Consider the following 17,235-nt stretch of genomic DNA (forward strand, 5'->3'; position numbering starts at 1 on the left):
GACGCGGCATTTGCCCTCGAAACCCCGATTCTGGGGCTCAACCGCATGAATTGAAACGAAAAAGCCCGAAAAACCGCCTTCCAAGGCCCGTATTGCATGGCCGGGGGGGCTGTGCTAGCAACCGCACGAATTCGGGGGGAACGTTCGTTTTCCACCCTCTCTGGGCGCATGCTTGTCGCGCCCGCCGGAAAACGCGGAAGGGATCACGTGGCCGATTCAGCTTCTCTTGTATCCGGACTGGCCGGGCGCTACGCGACCGCGCTGTTCGAACTCGCCGAGGAAGCCGACAAGCTTTCCGAAGTGGAAAAGGATCTTGCGGAACTGAAGGCCGCTCTGGCCGACAGCGCCGCGCTGCGCGACCTGGCGACCAGCCCGGTCTACAGCCGCGAGGAACAGGCGGCCGCCATCGCGGCCGTCGCCGAGGCGATGGGCCTGAACGGCCTGACCCGCAACCTGCTGGGCCTGATGGCGGCCAGGCGCCGTCTGTTCGCGCTGGGCGCGGTGTGCGACGCCTTCGCGGCGCTGGCCGCCGACAAGCGGGGCGAGATCTCGGCCGAGGTGCGCGCCGCCGCGCCTCTGACCGACGCGCAGCGCGAGGCCCTGGCCGACACGATCCGCAAGGCGGTCGGCAAGGATGTGAAACTGAATGTCGCCGTCGATGAATCCCTCATCGGCGGTCTCGTCGTGAAGGTGGGCTCTCGCATGATCGACACGTCGATCCGCGCGCGCCTCGCCAATCTCCAGAACGCTATGAAAGAGGTCGGGTGATGGGCATCCAGGCATCTGAGATTTCTGCGATCCTCAAGGAGCAGATCAAGAACTTCGGCCAGGAAGCCGAGGTCGCCGAGGTGGGCCGGGTGCTCTCGGTGGGCGACGGCATCGCGCGCGTCCACGGGCTGGACAACGTGCAGGCCGGCGAAACCGTCGAGTTTCCCGGCGGCATCATGGGCATGGCGCTGAACCTCGAGCAGGACAACGTCGGCATCGTGATCTTCGGCTCGGACCGCGAGATCAAGGAAGGCGACATCGTCAAGCGCACCGGGGCCATCGTGGACGTTCCCGTGGGCAAGGGCCTGCTGGGCCGCGTCGTGGACGCGCTGGGCAACCCGCTTGACGGCAAGGGACCGATCGAGGCCGCCGAGCGCCGCCGCGCCGACGTCAAGGCGCCGGGCATCATTCCCCGCCGCTCGGTGCACGAGCCCATGGCCACCGGCCTCAAGGCGATCGACTCGCTGATCCCGATCGGCCGCGGCCAGCGCGAGCTGATCATCGGCGACCGCCAGACCGGCAAGACCGCCGTCGCGCTCGACGCGATCCTCAACCAGAAGAGCTACAACGAGGCCGCCGGCGACGACGAGTCCAAGAAGCTCTACTGCGTCTACTGCGCCGTCGGGCAGAAGCGCTCGACCGTCGCGCAGCTGGTGAAGAAGCTCGAGGAAACCGGCGCCATCGAGTACTCGATCGTCGTCGCCGCCACCGCCTCGGACCCCGCGCCGATGCAGTTCCTGGCGCCCTACTCGGCCTGCGCCATCGCCGAGTATTTCCGCGACAACGGCATGCACGCGCTGATCATCTACGACGACCTGTCCAAGCAGGCCGTCGCCTACCGCCAGATGTCGCTGCTGCTGCGCCGTCCGCCGGGGCGCGAGGCCTATCCGGGCGACGTGTTCTACCTGCACTCGCGCCTGCTCGAGCGCGCCGCCAAGCTGAACGAGGATTTCGGCTCGGGCTCGCTGACCGCGCTGCCGATCATCGAGACGCAGGCGGGCGACGTGTCGGCCTACATCCCGACCAACGTGATCTCGATCACCGACGGCCAGATCTTCCTAGAGACCGAGCTGTTCTACCAGGGCATCCGCCCGGCCGTGAACGTCGGCCTGTCGGTGTCGCGCGTGGGTTCGGCGGCCCAGACCAAGGCGATGAAGTCGGTCGCGGGCTCGATCAAGCTCGAGCTGGCGCAGTATCGCGAGATGGCGGCCTTCGCGCAGTTCGGCTCGGACCTTGACGCGGCCACGCAGCGCCTGCTGAACCGCGGCGCGCGCCTGACCGAGCTGCTCAAGCAGCCGCAGTATTCGCCGCTGACCAACGCCGAGCAGGTGGTGGTGATCTTCGCCGGCACCAACGGCTTCCTCGACCCGCTGCCGGTCTCGGCGGTCGGCCGCTTCGAGAAGGGCCTGCTGGCGCATTTCCGCACCAAGCATCATGACCTGCTCGACGAGATCCGCGACACCGACCCCAAGATCGCCGGCGACATCGCCGAGCGCATCAAGGCCGCGATCGAGGAATTCGCCAAGGGTTTCGCGTAAGCGCCCGCTGTTGAGGAGGAGTTAGGCAGATGCCGAGCCTCAAGGATCTGAAAATCCGGATCAACAGCGTGAAGTCCACGCGGAAGATCACCAAGGCCATGCAGATGGTCGCGGCGGCCAAGCTCCGCCGCGCCCAGGAGGCGGCCGAGGCCGCGCGCCCCTATGCCGAGCGCATGAACGCCGTTCTGGCGAATCTGGCGCGCGGCGCGAACCCGGACACCGCGCCGCGCCTGCTGCGCGGCACGGGCTCCGATCGCGTGCATCTTCTGATCGTCGCCACCGCCGAGCGCGGCCTGTGCGGCGGCTTCAACTCGTCCATCGTGCGCCTGGCGCGCGAGCGGATCGAGCGGCTCAAGGCCGAGGGCAAGCAGGTCAAGATCCTGACCATCGGCCGCAAGGGGCGCGAGCAGCTCAAGCGCGAATACGCCGACCTGTTCGTGGGGCATGTGGATCTGAGCGGGGTCAAGCGCATCGGCTATGCCAACGCGCACGAGATCGCGCACGACATCCTCGCCCGCTTCGAGGGCGGCGAATTCGACGTCGCCACGCTGTTCTATGCGCGGTTCAAGTCGGTGATCTCGCAGGTCCCGACGGCGCAGCAGCTGATTCCGGCCGTGTTCGAGCAGGACGAGGCCGCCGCGAACGCCCCGGCCGTGGTCTATGACTACGAGCCCGAGGAAGAGGCCATCCTGGCCGACCTTTTGCCGCGCTCGGTGGCGACGCAGATCTTCGCCGGACTGCTCGAGAACGCGGCCTCGGAGCAGGGCGCGCGCATGTCCGCCATGGACAACGCGACCCGCAACGCCGGCGAAATGATCGACAAGCTGACCATCGAATACAACCGCTCGCGTCAGGCTGCGATCACCAAGGAACTGATCGAGATCATCTCGGGCGCCGAGGCGCTCTGACGATACGGAGAGACCGAAAATGGCCAAGACCGGCAAAATCACCCAGGTGATCGGCGCCGTCGTCGACGTGCAGTTCGACGGCGAGCCTCCCGCGATCCTCAACGCGCTCGAGACCGACAACAACGGGCAGCGGCTCGTGCTCGAGGTCGCCCAGCATCTGGGCGAGAACACCGTGCGCGCCATCGCCATGGACGCCACCGAGGGTCTGGTTCGCGGCCAGACCGTGACCGACACGGGCGGCCCGATCACCGTGCCCGTGGGCGACGCCACGCTGGGCCGCATCCTGAACGTGGTCGGCGAGCCGATCGACGAGAAGGGGCCGATCGAGACCGCCGAGCGCCGTCCGATCCACGCCGAAGCCCCCAGCTTCTCCGAGCAGTCGACCGAATCCGAGATCCTCGTCACCGGCATCAAGGTCATCGACCTGCTGGCCCCCTACGCCAAGGGCGGCAAGATCGGCCTGTTCGGCGGCGCGGGCGTCGGCAAGACGGTTCTGATTCAGGAGCTGATCAACAACGTCGCCAAGGTGCACTCGGGCTATTCGGTGTTCGCCGGCGTGGGCGAGCGCACCCGCGAGGGCAACGACCTTTACCACGAGTTCATCGAGTCGGGCGTCATCAACGCCGACAACCTGTCCGAGTCGAAGGTGGCGCTGGTCTTCGGCCAGATGAACGAGCCGCCGGGCGCCCGCGCGCGCGTCGCCCTGACCGGCCTGACGCTGGCCGAGCAGTTCCGCGACCAGTCGGGCACCGACGTTCTGTTCTTCGTCGACAACATCTTCCGCTTCACCCAGGCGGGCTCCGAGGTGTCGGCGCTGCTGGGCCGCATCCCCTCGGCGGTGGGCTACCAGCCGACGCTGGCCACCGACATGGGCGCCCTGCAGGAGCGAATCACCTCGACCAAGCACGGCTCGATCACCTCGGTGCAGGCGATCTACGTGCCCGCGGACGACCTGACCGACCCGGCGCCGGCGACCTCGTTCGCGCACCTTGACGCCACCACGGTTCTGTCGCGCGCGATCTCCGAGCTGGGCATCTACCCGGCCGTGGACCCGCTCGACTCGACCTCGCGCATGCTCGACCCGGCCATCGTCGGCGAAGAGCACTACAACGTCGCCCGCCAGGTGCAGGAGATCCTTCAGCGCTACAAGGCGCTTCAGGACATCATCGCCATCCTCGGCATGGACGAGCTGTCGGAAGAGGACAAGCTGATCGTCGCCCGCGCGCGCAAGATCCAGCGCTTCCTCTCGCAGCCCTTCGACGTGGCCGAGGTGTTCACCGGCTCGCCGGGCGTGCAGGTGCCGCTGGAGAAGACCATCGACAGCTTCAAGCGCGTCTGCGCCGGCGAGTTCGACCACCTGCCCGAGGCCGCCTTCTACATGGTCGGCGACATCGACGAAGTGCAGGAGAAGGCCGCGAGGCTGGCCGCCGCGGCGGCCTGATCCGCGCGCTCTGAAAGGAGGCAGTGATGGCCGACAAGATGCAGTTCGACTTCGTGTCGCCCGAGCGCCGTCTCGTCTCCGCCGAGGTGGACCGCGTGGCGATTCCCGGGATGGAGGGCGACCTGACCGCCCTCCCCAACCACGCGCCCTTGCTGACCACCCTGCGGCCCGGCGTCGTCCGGGCCTATGAGGGCGGTTCGGTGATGGAATATGTGGTGACCGGCGGCTTCGCCGAGATCTCGCCCGCCGGGGCGCAGGTCCTGGCCGAAGAGGCCGTCCCGCGCGAAGAGGTCACGCGCGAGTGGCTCGACGCCGCCATCAAGGACGCCGAAGAGGCCCTTGCCGTGAGCGGCGAGAAGGCGCGCGCGCTGGCCGCGCTCAGGGTCAACGACCTGAAGGCGCTGGGGGGCCAGCTGGGGCTCTGACGCCAGCGCACAAGCCCGAACGGCAAGGCCCCGCGCGAGCGATCGCGCGGGGCCTTTCCTGTCGGCGGCGGCGCTCAGTCGAAGAGCGGCGCGAACTCGGCGAAGATGCGCTCGTAGGTCGGGCGCTTGAAGGGCACGATCGAGGCCAGGAGCTCGTCGCGGGTCATCCACCGCCATTCGCTGAATTCGGGCGTGTGGCGCGTGATGTCGATGTCGTCGTCCGAACCATCGAAGGCGAAGGCGAACCAGCGCTGCTTCTGGCCGCGATACTTGCCGCCCCACAGCTTGCCGACCAGCTCGGGCGGCAGGTCGTAGGGGATCCAGTCCGACGAGCTGGCCAGCAGCCGCGCCTGCTCGGGGGCGATGCCGGTTTCCTCGGCCATCTCGCGATAGGCGGCGGCCAGCAGGTCCTCGCCCGGATCGACGCCGCCCTGGGGCATCTGCCAGGCGCCGGGCGTGTCGATCCGCTGCCCGGCGAAGATCAGCCGGGCAGGGTTCAGGATCATCGTCCCGACGCAGGGACGGTAGGGCAGGGCCGAAACGTCGCTCATCGCCGCGTCAGCGCTTTTCGGCATAGATCGACAGCCCCGTGAGCAGGTCCAGCGCATAGGCCAGCTGCAGATCCTTGTCGCGCAGCTGGGCGGTGGCCTCGTGGCGCTTGCGCTCCTCCTCAAGCTGCTTGCGCTCGTCCTCGGTCAGCGAGTCGTTGTCGAGCCGCCCGCGCAGGTCGGCTTCCGAGCGCCCGCGGCGCGCGGCGTCGTCGGCCGCGGCCAGCTTGCGCTGCTCGATGAGGATGTCGGGTTCGATCCCCAGCGCCTGGATCGAGCGCCCCGAGGGCGTGTAGTAACGCGCCGTCGTCAGGCGGATGGCGCCCTTGCCCGCCAGCGGCATGATGGTCTGCACCGAGCCCTTGCCGAAGCTCTTGGTCCCGATCACCACCGCGCGCCGATGGTCCTGAAGCGCGCCCGCGACGATCTCGGAGGCCGAGGCCGAGCCGCCGTTGATGAGCACCACCATGGGCTTGCCGTCGGTCAGGTCGCCCGGCTCGGCATTGTAGCGCTCGCTGTCCTCGGGGTTGCGTCCGCGGGTCGAGACGATCTCGCCCGCGTCGAGGAAGGCGTCGGACACGGCGATGGCCTGCCCCAGCAGCCCGCCCGGGTTGTTGCGCAGGTCCAGCACATAGCCCTTGACGTTCTCGGCGCCGCCCAGCTCTTCCTTGATCTTGGCGATGCCGGCGACGAGGTTGTCGTAGGTCTGCTCGTTGAAGGCGGTCACGCGCAGCACGCCCACATCGCCCTCGACGCGCGCGCGCACGGCGCGGATCTTGATGACGTCGCGGGTGATGGTGACGTCGAAGGGCTCTTCGGCCCCCTCGCGCGCGATGGTGACGACGATGTCCGATCCCACCGGCCCGCGCATCTTGTCCACCGCCTCGGACAGGGTCAGCCCCAGCACGCTTTCGCCATTGATATGCGTGATGAAGTCGCCGGCCTGGATGCCGGCCGCCGCCGCAGGCGTGTCGTCGATGGGCGAGATGACCTTGACGAAGCCGTTCTCCATGGTCACCTCGATGCCCAGGCCCCCGAACTCGCCCTTGGTCTGGATGCGCATGTCGTCGAAATCGTCGGGCGGCAGGTAGCTCGAATGCGGGTCGAGCGAGGTCAGCATGCCGTTGATCGCGGCCTCGATCAGCTGCTTCTCGTCCACCTCCTCGACATACGAGGCGCGCACGCGCTCGAGGATATCGCCGAAGAGGTCGAGATATTCGTAAGTGACGGCGGCGTCGTTCTCCTGCGCGAGCAGCGGAGCGACGAGCTGCGTCGTCGCGACGACGCCGGCGATGGCGCCGATCGACGCGGCCAGAGCGAGCTTCTTCATGCGGTCAAGACCCTTCACTGAGCGAATGCGAACCACGAGGCCGGATCCACGGGCGCGCCGTCCTCTCGCGTTTCGATATAGAGCGTCGCGGTCGAGATTGCCCCGTCGCCCCCCTTGGCTTCAACGAAAAACTGCCCCTGATCCCCGGTCGCGGCCCCGGTCGCGGCGCCGGTCAGCCCCACCGGCGCGCCGGCGGGCAGGGTGTCGCCCGGCCGTCCTTCGGTTTCGGCCAGCCCGGCCAGGATGAGCAGTCGCCCCGGCTGGGGTTCGAGGATCGCGACGCGGCCGTAGCCCTCCATTTCGCCGGCATAGCGCAGCGTGGCGTCGAAGGGGGCGAGGACCGGCGTCAGCGGCGGCGCGGCCAGCAGAACGCCCTCGAGCCGCGCGCCGTCGGGCCCGGTCTGGCCGAAGCGGCCGGCGACGCGCCCCGGCGCGGGCGGGGGCAGGGCGCCGTAGGCGGGCGCGGGGGGCGGGGCGGCGTCGGGCGGGGCGGCCAGAAGGGCGACGAAGGCGCGCAGATCGCGCGCCGCACGGCGCAGCCGGTCGGCCGAAGGGGCGGGGGCGCCGCCCTCGTCCTCGCGCAGCGCCGCCGCCAGCGCCGCGCGCGCGCGTTGCAGCGCGGCCAGGGTGCGGCGCGCGGCGGCCCGCGTTTCCTCGTGGCGGGCCCGCAGCGCCCTGCGCCGCGCGACGTCGCTGCGCAGCTCGGCGGCCTTGCGGGCAAGCTGCGGCGTCAGCTCGGCCATCAGCATCGCCGCGCGATCGCGCCCCACCGGGCCGAGCGGATGCGCGAACAGCGCCGGCGGCGGCGTCATCTGCATGGCCATGAGCGTGGCGAACAGCCGGTCGGCCTGCGCGCGCTGCGCCTCGGTCCGGCGGGCCAGCCGCGCCTCGTCCGCGTCCAGCGCGCGAAGCCGCGCGCGCGCCGCCGCCAGACCGCTTTCGAGCGCCGCGGCGGCGTCTGCGGCGGCCTTGAGCGCCGCCGCTTCGTCGCGCGCGTTCTCTAGCGCATCGGCCGCATCCTCGATCAGGGCGACGGCCAGCGCCGCCTCGATCTCGGGCGCGGCGGCGACGGGAGCGGGCGCGTGGGCCGGGTCCTCGGCGCGCGCCGCGGGCGGCGACAGGGCCAACCCCACCGCCAGCGCCTGCGCCAGCGCCGCGCGCAGGGCGCGGGTCATGCCTCGGCGGCGGCCGGCGCGGGTTCGAGCAGGCTGCGTCCGGTCATCTCGGCCGGCTGAGGCAGGCCCATCAGCGCCAGAAGCGTCGGCGCCAGGTCGCCCAGCACGCCGCCGTCGCGCAGCGCCGCGCCCTCTGGCCCGCCGACCAGCGCGACCGGGACCGGGTTGAGCGTGTGCGCCGTGTGCGGGCCGCCCGTTTCGGGGTCGATCATCATTTCGCAATTGCCGTGATCGGCGGTGACGATCATCGCGCCCCCCGCTTGCTCGAGCGCGGCGAGGGCGCGGCCAAGCCCCTGGTCCACCGCCTCGCAGGCGGCGATGGCGGCCTCGAGCGCGCCGGTATGCCCGACCATGTCGGGATTGGCGAAATTGACGACGATCAGGTCATGCTCGCGCGCGGCGATCGCTTCGGCCAGCTTCCCGGCCACCTCGTCGGCCGACATGCGCGGCTGCAGGTCGTAGGTCCGCACCTTGGGCGAAGGGGCCATGAAGCGGTCCTCGCCGGGGAAGGGCTCTTCGCGGCCGCCGTTGAGGAAGAAGGTGACGTGCGGGTATTTCTCGGTCTCGGCCATGCGCAGCTGCCGCTTGCCGTGCCGCGCGGCCCACTCGCCCAGCGTGTTGACGATGGGCTCGGGCGGGAACATCGCGGTCATGAAGGCGTTGTGGCGCTCGGAATACTCGACCAGCCCGCACATGGCCGCCAGGCGCGGACGGCCCGAGACGTCGAAGGCGTCGAATTCGGGATCGCCAAGGGCCGAAAGGATCTCGCGCGCACGGTCGGCGCGGAAGTTCATGAACAGCAGCCCGTCGCCGTCCTTCATGCCCGCATAGTCGCCGATGACGGCGGGCGAGACGAACTCGTCCGTTTCGCCCCGCGCATAGGCGGCCTCGATGGCGGCCAGGGGGTCGTCATGGCGTTCGCCCTCGGCCCGGACCATCAGCCGCCACGCCTTTTCGACGCGCTCCCAGCGGTTGTCGCGGTCCATGGCGTAGAAGCGCCCGCACAGCGTGGCGATGCGCGCGTCGCCCGCGCCCTGCAGCGCGCGCGCCAGCTCGGCGATCTGCTCGCGCGCGCTTTGGGGCGGCGTGTCGCGGCCGTCGAGGAAGGCATGGACGCGCACGGGCACGCCCGCCGCCGCGATGACGCGGGCGGCATGGGCGATGTGCCGCTGGTGGGCGTGCACGCCGCCGGGGCTGGCCAGCCCGGCCACATGCGCGGTTCCGCCCGTCTTGCGCAGGCGCGCGATCAAGTCCTGCAGCGCCGGGTTGCGGTCGAAGTCGCCGCTCTCGATGGCGCGGTCGATGCGCGGAAGGTCCATCCAGACGATGCGGCCGGCGCCGATGTTGGTGTGCCCGACCTCCGAATTGCCCATCTGCCCCTCGGGCAGGCCCACCGCCGATCCGCAGGCGCGCAGCGAGGCATGCGGGCATTCGGCCCAGATGCGGTCGAAATTGGGCGTGTCGGCCAGCGCGACGGCGTTGCCTTCGCGCGCCTTGCGCAGGCCCCAGCCGTCAAGGATGCACAGGACGACGGGTTTGGGCGCTGCGGCGGTCATGGGGCTCTCCTTCGAGGGTTGCGCCTTGTGGATGTAGAGCCGCGCGGGCGCGCGCGCAACCGGGCGCGGCGCCGCGGGTCAGGCGCGGTGATAGGGCGCGCCCGCAAGGATGGACGCGGCCCGATACAGCTGCTCGGCCAGCATCACGCGCGCCAGCATGTGCGGCCAGACCATCGGCCCGAAGCTGAGCAGCCGGTCGGCGCGCGCGCGCAAGGCGGGGGCGTGGCCGTCGGCGCCGCCGATGGCGAAGGCCACATGCCCGCGGCCCTGGTCGCGCCACTCGGCCAGCCAGCGCGCGAATTCGGGCGAGGAGGGCGTCTCTCCGCGCTCGTCCAGCGCCACCAGCGCGGCGCCGTCGGGCAGGGCGGCGAGCAGCAGCGCGCTTTCGGCCTCCGCGCCGCCGCCGCGCCGGTCCTCGACCTCGCGCAGCTGCGCCGGGCCCAGCCCGAGACGGCGCCCGGTCTGGTCGAAGCGCTTGAGGTAGTCGGCGACCATCTGGCCCTCGGGACCGCGGCGCAGACGCCCCACGGCGAGGATCGAGATCTTCACCCCGCGCTCAGGCCGACCCGGCCGCGCGCGCCGCCCGCGCCGGAGCCTGCCCGCCCTGCGGCGCGGCGGCCCACATCTTCTCGAGCTGGTAGAACTCGCGCACCTCGGGGCGGAAGACGTGGACGATCACGTCGCCCGCGTCGATCAGCACCCAGTCGCCGGCCTCCTTGCCCTCGACGCGGGCGGACAGGCCGAGCGTCTCCTTCAGGCGCTCGAGCAGCTTTTCCGAGATGGCGGTGACCTGGCGCGACGAGCGGCCGGACGCGATCACCATGTAGTCGGCGATCTGGGTCTTGCCGCGAAGGTCGATGGTGACGATGTCCTCGGCCTTGTCGTCTTCGAGCGAATCGAGCACGGTCCGCAGCAGTTGATCGCTGCTCGCCGCCCCCGCGGGAGCGGGTTCCGAACCGGCCGCTCCCGAGTCAACACGTTCCGACAGAACAGTGTCCTCCTGAATGCGCGCCGTCCTTCGCGCCCCGGCGCCGGGCGCGGACAGTCTAGCGCAAAGGGGTGAGGCGCTCAAGAAAAGCGACCCGCGACGCCGCGCGCAGCCGTCGCGCGCGGCCCGCGCCGGTCAGAGCCGGCCGCGAACGAGCTTCTCGTAATCCGACGCGACGGTCAGCGCAAGGTCGCCGACCTCGAAGCGGTGCTCGCCGATCTGGCCCACGGGCGTGACCTCGGCCGCCGTGCCGGTCAGCCAGCACTGCTCGAAATCGTCCAGCTCTTCGGGGCGGATGTGGCGTTCGACCACCTCGACGCCGCGGCGGCCCAGCAGCTCGATCACCGTCTGCCGGGTGATGCCGTTGAGGAAGCAGTCGGGCGTGGGCGTGTGCACCTTGCCGTCCTTGACGAAGAAGATGTTGGCGCCGGTCGCCTCGGCGACGAAGCCGCGATAGTCCATCATCAGCGCGTCCGAGCAGCCCTTCGCCTCGGCGGCGTGCTTGGACATGGTGCAGATCATGTAAAGCCCGGCCGCCTTGGCGTGGCTGGGGATCGTCTCGGGGCTGGGGCGGCGCCATTTCGAGATGTCGAGCCTGGCGCCGCGGGTCTTGGCGTCGCCGTAATAGGCGCCCCACTCCCAGGTGGCGACGGCCATGTGCACGGGGTTGCGCGCCGAGGCCACCCCCATGTCGGGCCCCGAGCCGCGCCAGACGAAGGCGCGCACATAGGCGTCCTTGAGGCCGTTGGCCTCCATCGCCGCCTTCTTGGCCGCCTCGATGTCCTCCACCGACCAGCGCATGGGAATGTCCAGCGCCTCGGCCGAGGCGATCAGCCGCGCCGAATGCTCGCGCGACTTGAAGATGACGCCGTCATAGGCGCGTTCGCCCTCGAAGACCGACGAGGCGTAGTGCAGCGCGTGCGTCAGCACATGCACCTTCGCTTCGCGCCAGGGGACCAGCTTGCCGTCCAGCCAGATGAAGCCGTCCCGATCGTCATACGCCTCAGCAGCCATGTCGCCGTGTTCCTTCCACATCCTCGCCCGCGCGCGGCGGGGCCTTGCATTGCGGGATATGTCCCGGTTGCGGGAACGGGGGAAATATTGTTTCTCCGCAGCGGGGGAATCGCTAGCATTGCGCCCTTGGAATGTCAACAAGCCTGACTTAAAATGCCGCCCAGCAACCAACGGAGCCGCAGCGCATGACCCAGCCCAGATCCAGGCCCGCGAAGCTGTCCGGCGGCGAGCGGCTGCTGTTCCTGACGGACGATCAGCTGCGCCAGGGCGTCGAGCTGATGTTCTTCGCCTATCGCGACATGGTCGCCGACGCCGACCGCGTGCTGGCCGAGCGCGGCTACGGGCGCGCCCATCATCGCTGCCTGCACTTCATCTGGCGCCGTCCCGGCCTGTCGGTCGCCGAGCTGCTGGACATCCTGTCGGTCACCAAGCAGTCGCTCAACCGCGTCCTGCGGCAGCTGGTGCGCGACGGCCTGGTGGAAAGCCGGGTCGGACAGGCCGACCGGCGTCAGCGGCTTCTGCGCCTGACCCCCAGGGGCGAAGAGCTGGTGCGCGATCTGGCCAACGCCCAGAACGCGCGCATGCGCCGGGTGTTCCTCGAGGCCGGCCCCGAGGCGGTGCACGGCTTCAAGACCGTGCTTGCCGGCATGATCGACGAGGGCCGCCGCGCCGCCGTGCTGGATCTGGTCGAGGACCGCTTTCCCGAAGGAGGGAAGCGATGAGCGGACGGCCCTTCGGCGCGGCCGGCGCCGCCGAATCCGGTACGTCATCCGGTGCGTCATCCGGTGCGTCATCCGATGCGTCGCGCCCCGGCGCGCATCTGCTGGTGGTGGACGATGACGAGCGCATCCGCGCCTTGCTGCGCCGCTACCTTGCGCGGTCGGGCTTCTACGTCACCGGCGCGCGCGATGCGGCGCATGCGCGGCGCCTGCTCGAGGGGCTGGCCTTCGACCTGCTGATCGTGGACGTGATGATGCCGGGCGAGGACGGCCTGTCGCTGGTCGCCTCGCTGCGGCCCCGGATCGCCACGCCGGTGCTGCTGCTGACCGCGCGCGGCGCCGCGCAGGACCGCATTCGCGGGCTCGAGGCCGGCGCCGACGACTATCTGGCCAAGCCCTTCGAGCCGCGCGAGCTGCTCTTGCGCATCCATGCCATCCTGCGCCGCGCCGCGCCGCCCGAGCCCGCGCCCGAGCCGCCGCGCGTGCTGTCGCTGGGCGAGGTGCGCTACGACGTCGGCCGCGGCGAGCTCTGGCGCGGCGAAGAGCGCATCCGCCTGACCGCGACCGAGGGCGCGTTGCTGCGCGTTCTGGCCGCCGCCGCGCACGAGCCGGTGGACCGCGCCACCCTCCTGGCCGAGCTGGACGACGCGCAAGAGCGCGCGGTGGATGTCCAGATCACCCGCCTGCGCCGCAAGATCGAGCCCGACCCCAAGGCGCCGCGCTACATCCAGACGGTGCGCGGCGCGGGCTACATGCTGACCCCCGACTGAACGGAGCGCGTCTTTTCCCCTTTTGCGCGAATCCGATTTGCGGCAACATGCCCGGGCGGAAGGGCGCGCAGAACGTCCTCCGGCGCATCCTCGGGGCCGCGCCGGCCCCGCCGAGCAGGAGGAACGGCTCCATGCCCGCATACGCGCACGATCCCTTCGCCGAAGATCCCCACCCCATCGACCTTGTTCAGGCCCTGGCCGCGGGGCGCAGCTGGCCTTTCGACCGGGTCGCGCCCGACCGCATAGATCTGGCGGTGCAGGGCGCGTGGCGGCTCTATTCCATGGGCCTCGAATGGCGCGCGCGCGAAGGGGCGCTGCGCCTGCTGCTGACCTTCGACCTTGCCGCGCCCCGTCGCCGCGCGGCGCAGCTCGAGCTGGCCCGCGCCGTCAACATGGCCAACGATCATTGCTGGGGCGGCGCCTTCGTCGTCTGGCCCGAGCACGACGTCATGGCCTTTCGCGCCGCGCTGGCGCTGGCCGTCGACGAGCCGCCGGCGCGCGGCCGGCTCGAAGACATGATCGGCGCCGCCGTCGATGCGTGCGAGCGCTTCGTCCCCGCCTTCGAACTGGCGGCGCAAGGGCGCGCCGGGGCCGAGGCGGCGCTGGAAATCGTCATCTCGGACCCTTACGGTCGCGCCTGACGGCGGACCGGCAAGGCGCCGGCGCCCCAGGGGACAGGAGGAGAGGATGACGCAGACCACCGCTGCGGACATCGCCGCGCTGGCCGAGCGCGGCGTGACGATTCTGGGTTGCGGCAAGATGGGCGGCGCCATGCTGCGCGGCTGGCTGGCCGCGGGGCTGCCGCCCGAGGCCGCGACCGTGCTCGACCCCGCGCCCGCCGACTGGCTGCGCGAGCTGGCCGCGCGCGGCCTGCGCCTCAATCCCGAGCGGGTCGAGGATGCGGCCGTGTGCGTGCTGGCCGTCAAGCCGCAGGTCATGGCAAAGGCGGCGCCGCAGGTGGCGCATCTGGCGGGCCGCGGCGCCCTGTTCATGTCGATCGCGGCGGGCACGCCGATCAGCTTCTTCGAATCGCTCTTCGGCGCCGACGCGCCCATCGTCCGCGCCATGCCCAACACGCCGGCCGCGGTGGGGCGCGGGGTGACGGCGCTGATCGGCAACGCCGCCGCGACCGAGGCGCACATGCGGCTGGCCGAGGCGCTGGCCGGCGCGGTCGGCGCCGTGGTGCGCCTTGAAGCCGAGTCGCAGATGGACGCGGTCACGGCCATATCCGGCTCGGGTCCGGCCTATGTCTTTCACATGATCGAGGCCATGGCCGCCGCCGGCCGCGCGCTGGACCTGCCCGACGAGCTGGCGATGACCCTGGCCAGGCAGACCGTCATCGGCGCCGCCGAGCTGGCGCGCCGCTCGGACGCCTCGGCCGAGCAGCTGCGGCGCGACGTCACCAGCCCCGGAGGCACCACCGCCGCCGCGCTCGAGGTGCTGATGGCGCCCGACGGGCTGACGGCGCTGATGACCCGCGCCGCCGCCGCCGCCGCGCGCCGCAGCCGCGAGCTGGCGGGCTGACCGGGACTCGCGGCGGGCGTCTTTTTGTGCGGCGCACAATCAGAGGGCTTGACTTTCATGTTGCGCTGCACAATATTTCCCTCATGAGCAGGAGGCGGAAACACCTGACCTCCTCCCAGACGCCCAGAGGAAAGGGACGCCAGATGTTCGACAAGTTCTACACCTTCGAGCCCGAGAAGTTCGCCGAGCTCTTCAAGACCGCCGACATGACCAAGTTCTTCGAGCAGGCCAAGATGCCCATGTTCGACATGACCGCCGTCATGGACGCGCAGAAGAAGAACATGGATGCGCTGATCGCCGCCAACAAGGCCGTGGCCGCCGGCTACCAGGATCTGTTCAAGAAGCAGGTCGCGATCTTCGAAGAGACCATGGCCGCCGCGCAGGCCCAGCTGTCCGAGCTGAAGATGGACCAGCTGACCCCCGAGGCGTCGGCCAAGCAGGCCGAGCTGGTCAAGACCGCCTTCGAGAAGGCCGTCGCCAACATGACCGAGCTGGCCGAGGCCGCGAAGAAGGCCAACATGGAAGCCTTCGAGATCGTTCAGGCCCGCGTCAAGGAATCGATTGAGGAGATCAAGGAGCTGGCCAAGAACGCCCAGCCCGCCAAGCCGGCCAAGGCCGCCAAGACCGCCTGATCGAGACGGAATCCCGGCGCGCGCCCTCTCCCTCGCGCGCCGAAGGATCGGCCGCCCGCGTCCTCCCCGCGGGCGGCCGATTCGCGTTCGGGCGCGGGCTTGCCCGGCGCGGCGCCGCGCGCTACCGCTGGCGTTCCGCAATTCAGCCGCCGGAGGCCCGATGTCCGATCCATCCGCTTCGCCGACCATCGTCTATGACGACTTCGCCAGGGTCGATGTGCGCGTCGGCCGCGTCGTGCGCGCCGAGCCCTACCCCGAGGCCCGCAAGCCCGCCATCAAGCTGTGGGTGGATTTCGGCCCCGAGATCGGGCTGCGGGCCTCGTCCGCGCAGATCACCGAACGCTACGCCCCCGAATCGCTGATCGGCCGCCAGGTTCTGGGGGTGGTGAACCTGCCGCCGCGCCAGATCGGCAAGTTCCGCTCCGAAGTCCTGATCCTGGGCGTGCCGGACGCCGCGGGGGCGGTGACGCTGGTGGCTCCGGACGCCGAGGTTCCGCCGGGCGCGCGCCTGTTCTGAGGCCGGGCCTCAGCGCGGCAGGCGCAGCGTGGCGCGCAGGCCGCCCAGATCGGCGCTGTCGCCCAGCTCGAGCGCGCCGCCATGCGCGCGCGCCACGTCCAGCGCGATCGACAGCCCGAGCCCCACGCCGCCGCCCGAATCCTGGTTGCGCGCCTCGTCCAGCCGCGAGAAGGCGCGCAGCGCCGCCTCGCGCTGGTCGGGCGCGATGCCGGGGCCGTCATCCTCGACCACGAATTCGACGCTGCGCGGCCCGATCCGAAGGGTCAGCCGCGCGCGCTCGCCATGGCGCGCGGCGTTGTCGAGCAGGTTCTGCACCGCCCGCCGCACCGCGCCGGGGCGCATGACCGGCGGCGCGTCGGGGTCGGCGGCGCCCTCGACGCGCAGCTCCAGCGCGCGGCCCATGCGCGCGGCGTCGGCCGCAAGCTCGTGCGCCATGGCGACGGGATCGGTCGGCTCGGGCTCTTCGCCATGGCCGCCGCTGGCGAAGTCCAGGAGCTCGCCCAGCATGCGCTCCATCTCGTCCACGTCGCGCATCAGCTCGCGCGTCTCTTCGCTGTCCTCGGCCATGGCCAGCGCCAGCTTCATCCGCGTCAGGGGCGTGCGCAGGTCGTGGCTGACGGCCGACAGCATCTTCGAGCGCTGCTCGATCTGGCGTTCGATCCTGCGCCGCATGTCCAGAAAGGCGGCCCCGGCGCGGCGCACCTCTTCCGCGCCGGCGGGGCGGAAGGGCGTCGGACGGCCCTTGCCGAAGCTGTCGGCGGCCTCGGCCAGCTGGCGGATCGGGCGCACCTGGTTGCGCAGGAAAAGCACCGCCACCACCACCAGCGCGCTGGCCGTCACCGCCATCCACACCAGCAGCAGATGGGGATTCGAGGCGATCACCCGCCGGCGCGGAATCACCGCCCGCAGCACGCCGCGCGCGGTCAGGATGCGCACGTCCGCGCTGCGCCGATCCGTCACCAGATCGACCGTCAGCGGCCGCGTCACGCGGCGGCGCAGCGTGTCGGACAGCGCGTCGCCCGACACGTCGTAGAAATGCCGCAGGCTGCGCGAGGGGATCGCGGCCTCGTCCATCAGCTCGAGCCGCATGTTCAGCGGGCGGGCCAGCTCGGCCAGGCGCGCGCGCGCGGTTGCGTCGTCGGGGGCGGACTCGACCGTCTCGACGATGTAGTTGAGCTCGAGCGCCACCGCGTCAGCCATCTGTTCGGTCACGCCGGCGTAGTGGCGCTGGATGAACAGCCCGGTCACGACCAGCTGCAACAGCACGATCGGCAGGACCAGGATCATCAGCGCGCGGCCGAACAGGCTTCGCGGCAGGTATCGCTTGAGCAGGGCTTTCATCATCCGCATTCTGTGCCCCGCCCGCCGCGGCGGCGCAAGGA

General features: G+C 70.7%; 19 protein-coding genes. 11 read left to right on the top strand and 8 right to left on the bottom strand.

Annotated features, from left to right (window positions below):
- The first annotated feature begins 207 nt into the window (after positions 1 to 207).
- The 5 genes from BMW67_RS08195 to atpC are packed head-to-tail and all read left to right on the top strand — an operon-like array spanning position 208 to position 5,080.
- Positions 208 to 768 (top strand): F0F1 ATP synthase subunit delta, encoded by a 561-nt coding sequence (locus BMW67_RS08195; protein WP_072747053.1) that lies wholly within the window; start codon positions 208 to 210, stop codon positions 766 to 768.
- Positions 768 to 2,306, top strand: a complete 1,539-nt coding sequence (gene atpA, locus BMW67_RS08200) for a F0F1 ATP synthase subunit alpha (protein WP_072747054.1) — start codon at positions 768 to 770, stop codon at positions 2,304 to 2,306. Before BMW67_RS08195 ends, atpA begins: the two co-directional genes overlap by 1 nt.
- Before the next feature lie 29 nt (positions 2,307 to 2,335).
- Positions 2,336 to 3,214 (top strand): F0F1 ATP synthase subunit gamma, encoded by an 879-nt coding sequence (locus BMW67_RS08205; protein ID WP_072747055.1) that lies wholly within the window; start codon positions 2,336 to 2,338, stop codon positions 3,212 to 3,214.
- A 19-nt stretch (positions 3,215 to 3,233) separates the two neighbouring features.
- A complete protein-coding gene (gene atpD / locus BMW67_RS08210; RefSeq protein WP_072747056.1) occupies positions 3,234 to 4,655 on the top strand; it encodes a F0F1 ATP synthase subunit beta in 1,422 nt (473 codons plus the stop codon).
- A 26-nt stretch (positions 4,656 to 4,681) separates the two neighbouring features.
- Positions 4,682 to 5,080, top strand: a complete 399-nt coding sequence (gene atpC, locus BMW67_RS08215; protein WP_072747057.1) for an ATP synthase F1 subunit epsilon — start codon at positions 4,682 to 4,684, stop codon at positions 5,078 to 5,080.
- 74 nt (positions 5,081 to 5,154) lie between these two features.
- Here the strand turns inward: atpC and BMW67_RS08220 are convergent, their stop codons facing one another.
- The 7 genes from BMW67_RS08220 to BMW67_RS08250 form a co-directional block, all read right to left on the bottom strand.
- On the bottom strand, positions 5,155 to 5,631 hold the full coding sequence (locus tag BMW67_RS08220; protein WP_072747058.1) for an RNA pyrophosphohydrolase: 477 nt from the start codon (positions 5,629 to 5,631) through the stop codon (positions 5,155 to 5,157).
- Between the two features lie 7 nt (positions 5,632 to 5,638).
- Positions 5,639 to 6,958: a S41 family peptidase gene (locus BMW67_RS08225; RefSeq protein WP_072747059.1), complete on the bottom strand. Its 1,320-nt coding sequence runs from the start codon at positions 6,956 to 6,958 to the stop codon at positions 5,639 to 5,641.
- 14 nt (positions 6,959 to 6,972) lie between these two features.
- Positions 6,973 to 8,133, bottom strand: a complete 1,161-nt coding sequence (locus BMW67_RS08230; protein WP_083581242.1) for a murein hydrolase activator EnvC family protein — start codon at positions 8,131 to 8,133, stop codon at positions 6,973 to 6,975.
- Positions 8,130 to 9,689, bottom strand: a complete 1,560-nt coding sequence (gene gpmI / locus BMW67_RS08235; protein WP_072747060.1) for a 2,3-bisphosphoglycerate-independent phosphoglycerate mutase — start codon at positions 9,687 to 9,689, stop codon at positions 8,130 to 8,132. Before gpmI ends, BMW67_RS08230 begins: the two co-directional genes overlap by 4 nt.
- Before the next feature lie 78 nt (positions 9,690 to 9,767).
- Positions 9,768 to 10,238, bottom strand: coding sequence for a 23S rRNA (pseudouridine(1915)-N(3))-methyltransferase RlmH (gene rlmH / locus BMW67_RS08240; RefSeq protein WP_072747061.1), 471 nt, complete (start codon positions 10,236 to 10,238; stop codon positions 9,768 to 9,770).
- Positions 10,239 to 10,245: 7 nt separating this feature from the next.
- Positions 10,246 to 10,593 (bottom strand): ribosome silencing factor, encoded by a 348-nt coding sequence (gene rsfS / locus BMW67_RS08245; protein ID WP_370426843.1) that lies wholly within the window; start codon positions 10,591 to 10,593, stop codon positions 10,246 to 10,248.
- Between the two features lie 219 nt (positions 10,594 to 10,812).
- Positions 10,813 to 11,691 carry a branched-chain amino acid aminotransferase gene (locus tag BMW67_RS08250; RefSeq protein WP_072747062.1) on the bottom strand — a complete coding sequence of 293 codons (879 nt, stop codon included), beginning with the start codon at positions 11,689 to 11,691 and terminating at the stop codon, positions 10,813 to 10,815.
- Positions 11,692 to 11,876: 185 nt separating this feature from the next.
- Here BMW67_RS08250 and BMW67_RS08255 point away from each other — a divergent pair, with 185 nt between their 5' ends.
- From BMW67_RS08255 to BMW67_RS08280, 6 genes are all read left to right on the top strand, one after another.
- Positions 11,877 to 12,413, top strand: a complete 537-nt coding sequence (locus BMW67_RS08255) for a MarR family winged helix-turn-helix transcriptional regulator (RefSeq protein ID WP_072747063.1) — start codon at positions 11,877 to 11,879, stop codon at positions 12,411 to 12,413.
- Positions 12,410 to 13,180 (top strand): response regulator, encoded by a 771-nt coding sequence (locus tag BMW67_RS08260; RefSeq protein WP_083581243.1) that lies wholly within the window; start codon positions 12,410 to 12,412, stop codon positions 13,178 to 13,180. The genes BMW67_RS08255 and BMW67_RS08260 overlap by 4 nt, the downstream gene beginning before the upstream one ends.
- A 131-nt stretch (positions 13,181 to 13,311) precedes the next feature.
- Positions 13,312 to 13,821 (top strand): type III secretion system chaperone family protein, encoded by a 510-nt coding sequence (locus tag BMW67_RS08265; RefSeq protein ID WP_072747064.1) that lies wholly within the window; start codon positions 13,312 to 13,314, stop codon positions 13,819 to 13,821.
- A gap of 46 nt (positions 13,822 to 13,867) precedes the next feature.
- Positions 13,868 to 14,704, top strand: a complete 837-nt coding sequence (gene proC / locus BMW67_RS08270) for a pyrroline-5-carboxylate reductase (protein WP_072747065.1) — start codon at positions 13,868 to 13,870, stop codon at positions 14,702 to 14,704.
- A 143-nt stretch (positions 14,705 to 14,847) separates the two neighbouring features.
- Positions 14,848 to 15,336, top strand: coding sequence for a phasin family protein (locus BMW67_RS08275; RefSeq protein ID WP_072747066.1), 489 nt, complete (start codon positions 14,848 to 14,850; stop codon positions 15,334 to 15,336).
- A gap of 160 nt (positions 15,337 to 15,496) precedes the next feature.
- Positions 15,497 to 15,853, top strand: coding sequence for a tRNA-binding protein (locus BMW67_RS08280; RefSeq protein ID WP_072747067.1), 357 nt, complete (start codon positions 15,497 to 15,499; stop codon positions 15,851 to 15,853).
- Between the two features lie 9 nt (positions 15,854 to 15,862).
- On the opposite strand, the gene BMW67_RS08285 is transcribed toward BMW67_RS08280, so the two are convergent.
- On the bottom strand, positions 15,863 to 17,197 hold the full coding sequence (locus BMW67_RS08285; protein ID WP_342707603.1) for an ATP-binding protein: 1,335 nt from the start codon (positions 17,195 to 17,197) through the stop codon (positions 15,863 to 15,865).
- Positions 17,198 to 17,235: the final 38 nt, after the last annotated feature.

The sequence above is a fragment of the Oceanicella actignis genome, assembly GCF_900111545.1.
In the GTDB taxonomy this organism is placed as follows: domain Bacteria; phylum Pseudomonadota; class Alphaproteobacteria; order Rhodobacterales; family Rhodobacteraceae; genus Oceanicella; species Oceanicella actignis.